We start from the raw sequence: 3036 nt of genomic DNA, 5'->3' as shown, positions 1-3036 counted from the left end.
GCTGGCGCGAGGGGCTGGATGGGGCCAACTGCTCCGCCGCCAAGGTGGAGGCCACCACCGCGGACCGCCTGCCTGGCATGTTGCGCAACGCGAGGTGGACGGGGTGGTGCTTTCGCAGGCCGACGCGCTGATCGCGGACGAGGGCTTTGTGGCCGTAGCCGGCACCGAGGCGCTGTTTGACAGCGAACCGGTCCTCGCCCTGGGCGATGCGGACGTGGACGAGGGCGCGGCCCGCGCCATCAATGAGGTGACCGCGAAGCTGGATGAGGATACGCTCACCGCCGTGTCGCGCATGGCCCACGGCACCGAGCCGGCCAGCGCCGAGGACGTCGCTGAACGCTGGCAGTGGCTCTCCCAGTAGCCGCCCGGGCCGGTGCCCAAAAAAGTTTGAAATGGAATTACGCGCCGCGAGACTTGCACCGTTGCGGCGTGAGAAAGTAGGGAACATGCCGGAATTCAAGCAGTCCACCAAGCTTCACAACGTCCTATACGACATTCGTGGACCGCTGCTTGAGCACGCCCAGCGGATGGAGCCGAAGGCACCGCATCCTGAAGCTGAACATCGGCAACCCGGCCCCGTTTGGTTTTGAAGCCCCCGACGCGATCCTGGTGGACATGATCCGCAACCTGCCCAACGCCCAGGGCTACTCGGATTCCCGTGGCATCCTCTCAGCGCGCACCGCGGTGTCCCAGTACTACCAGACCCGCGGCATCCAGACCATTGGCGTGGATGACGTGTACCTGGGCAACGGGGTGTCCGAGCTGATCACCCTGAGCCTGAACGCGCTGCTGAACAACGGGGACGAGATCCTGATCCCGGCCCCCGACTATCCGTTGTGGACCGCCTCGGTGTCCCTGGCCGGGGGCACCCCGGTGCACTACCTCAATGACGAGTCCGAGGGCTGGCTGCCGGACATCGAGGACATGGAATCGAAGATCACCGCCCGCACCAAGGGCATCGTGATCATCAACCCGAACAACCCCACCGGGGCGGTGTACCCGAAGCAGACGCTCGAGGCGATCCTGGAGCTGGCCCGCCGGCACAACCTGGTCGTCTTCTCGGATGAGATCTACGAAAAGATCCTCTACGACGAGGCAGTGCACGTGAACACGGCCTCCCTGGCCGACGACGTACTTGTTTTGACCTTCTCGGGGCTCTCCAAGGCCTACCGGGTGTGCGGTTTCCGCTCCGGGTGGATGGCCATCTCCGGGCCGAAGCAGCAGGCGCGGGACTACATTGAGGGCATCAACCTGCTGACCAACATGCGCCTGTGCGCCAATGTTCCGGCCCAGCACGCCATCCAGACCGCGCTGGGCGGGTACCAGTCCATCAATGACCTGATCCTGCCCGGCGGCCGGCTGCGCGAACAACGTGATGCGGCCTACGACCTGCTGACCGCGATCCCCGGTGTTTCGGTGCAGAAGGCCAAGGGCGCCCTGTACATGTTCCCGAAGCTGGATCCGCAGGTGTATCCGATCCACAACGACGAAACCTTCGCCCTGGAACTGCTCAAGGCCCAAAAGATTCTGGTGACCCAGGGAACCGCCTTCAACTGGGTGCGCCCGGACCATTTCCGGCTCGTTACCCTGCCCTCGGTCCGCGACCTGCAGGACGCGGTGGGGCGCATCGGGGAATTCTTGGCAGACTGGCGTTCCCACGCCTGACCAACTACCTGGAAGTGGTGCAACCATGAACGGCAACGTCGAAAACAGTGACCTGATCCTGGGGATGCGGGTTGGCGGCGAGCCGCGCCTGGCCGAGCGCCAGACCGGCCTGCCGCACTGGTGGCCGGTGCAGGCACCACAATCCAAGGCCGAGGGGAAGAAGGCCCTGGAGCACCTGGGCGAGCAGCTCTCCGATGATCAGGAAAACTGTTCGCCTCGGCCATCGCCGGCGGCTCAAAGGATTCGGTGCTGCTGATCCTGCAGGGGATGGACACCTCCGGCAAGGGCGGCATCGTCCGCCACGTGCTGGGACTGGTGGACCCGCAGGGCGTCTCCCACCACTCCTTCAAGGCCCCGACCCCGGAGGAACGGGCCCACGACTTCCTGTGGCGCATTGAACGCCAGGTGCCGCAGGCCGGGATGATTGGTGTCTTCGACCGTTCACACTATGAGGATGTGCTGGTTCACCGGGTGCGGAAGCTGAGCACCGCCGAGGAAGTCGAATCCCGCTACGGGCGGATCAATGACTTTGAACAGCGCCTGGTGAACCAGGGCACCCGGGTGCTGAAGGTGTTCCTGCACCTGAGCCGGGAGGAGCAGTACCAGCGGCTGATGGCCCGCCTGGATGACCCAACCAAGCACTGGAAGTTCGCCACCGGGGACGTGGATGACCGCCTGCTGTGGGACGAATACCAGAGCGCCTACGAGATCGCCATCAGCCGGACCAACACCAAGGCGGCTCCATGGTATGTGGTTCCGGCCGACCACAAGTGGGCCGCCCGGTGGTGCGTGGCCAAACTGCTGCAGCAGGTGCTGGGGGAGATCAACCCGCAGTGGCCACAGGCCACCTACGATGTCGCCGCACAGCGGTCGCGGCTGGAAGCGGCGCACTAGCCAGCAGGCTGCCGCCGGAGTGCGGATCCGCGCCCCCAGGCTGGCTCTGCCCGGCCGGGCAGCGGGGTGGTCGTGTGCCCCGGAGCAGCGCGCAGGTTGGTGGGTGGGGAACCTAGTCCTCGTCCTCCATGTCCTCAACCCGCTGCCGCGCCTGCTCCAGGCGCTGGGAAACGCCATTGAGCCAGTTCTCGCAGTGCAGGGCCAGCGCCTCACCGCGCTCCCACAGCTTCAGGGACTGCTCCAGCTGGCGCCGCCGGTCTCCAACTGGTTGACCACCGAGACCAGTTCCTCGCGGGCCTGTTCGTAGCTGAGCTGGACGATGTCTTCGGGGAGCTGCTGGGTCATTTTCATATCCTTGTCATTCACGGGCGTCTGGGAAGTTTCACATGGGGCGACGTCGGGCGGGACTATGCCTCACGAGGTTCCGGGTGGACATCGCGCACCTGGGCGTCGAACCGGCCGGCGGCGACGCGCACC

General features: G+C 65.5%; 3 protein-coding genes and 2 pseudogenes. 4 read left to right on the top strand and 1 reads right to left on the bottom strand.

Annotated elements, in window-relative coordinates; translation table 11 throughout:
- The first annotated feature begins 103 nt into the window (after positions 1-103).
- The 4 genes and pseudogenes from JCM19049_RS10620 (at position 104) to JCM19049_RS10605 (ending at position 2559) form a co-directional block, all read left to right on the top strand.
- Entirely contained in the window at positions 104-361 is a 258-nt protein-coding gene (locus JCM19049_RS10620) for a hypothetical protein (RefSeq protein WP_279402964.1), read from the top strand.
- An 85-nt stretch (positions 362-446) separates the two neighbouring features.
- A pseudogene (locus tag JCM19049_RS10615) lies at positions 447-1665 on the top strand (pyridoxal phosphate-dependent aminotransferase).
- A 25-nt stretch (positions 1666-1690) separates the two neighbouring features.
- Positions 1691-1921, top strand: coding sequence for a hypothetical protein (locus JCM19049_RS10610; RefSeq protein ID WP_054821576.1), 231 nt, complete (start codon positions 1691-1693; stop codon positions 1919-1921).
- Entirely contained in the window at positions 1912-2559 is a 648-nt protein-coding gene (locus JCM19049_RS10605) for a PPK2 family polyphosphate kinase (protein WP_054821575.1), read from the top strand. The genes JCM19049_RS10610 and JCM19049_RS10605 overlap by 10 nt, the downstream gene beginning before the upstream one ends.
- 112 nt (positions 2560-2671) lie before the next feature.
- Here JCM19049_RS10605 and JCM19049_RS10600 read toward each other — a convergent pair.
- Positions 2672-2904: pseudogene (locus JCM19049_RS10600) on the bottom strand (exodeoxyribonuclease VII small subunit).
- Positions 2905-3036: the final 132 nt, after the last annotated feature.

The sequence above is a fragment of the Arthrobacter sp. JCM 19049 genome (assembly GCF_001310435.1).
Note: the sequence above shows the minus strand (reverse complement) of the source record. Positions and strands in the feature narration are given on the sequence as shown.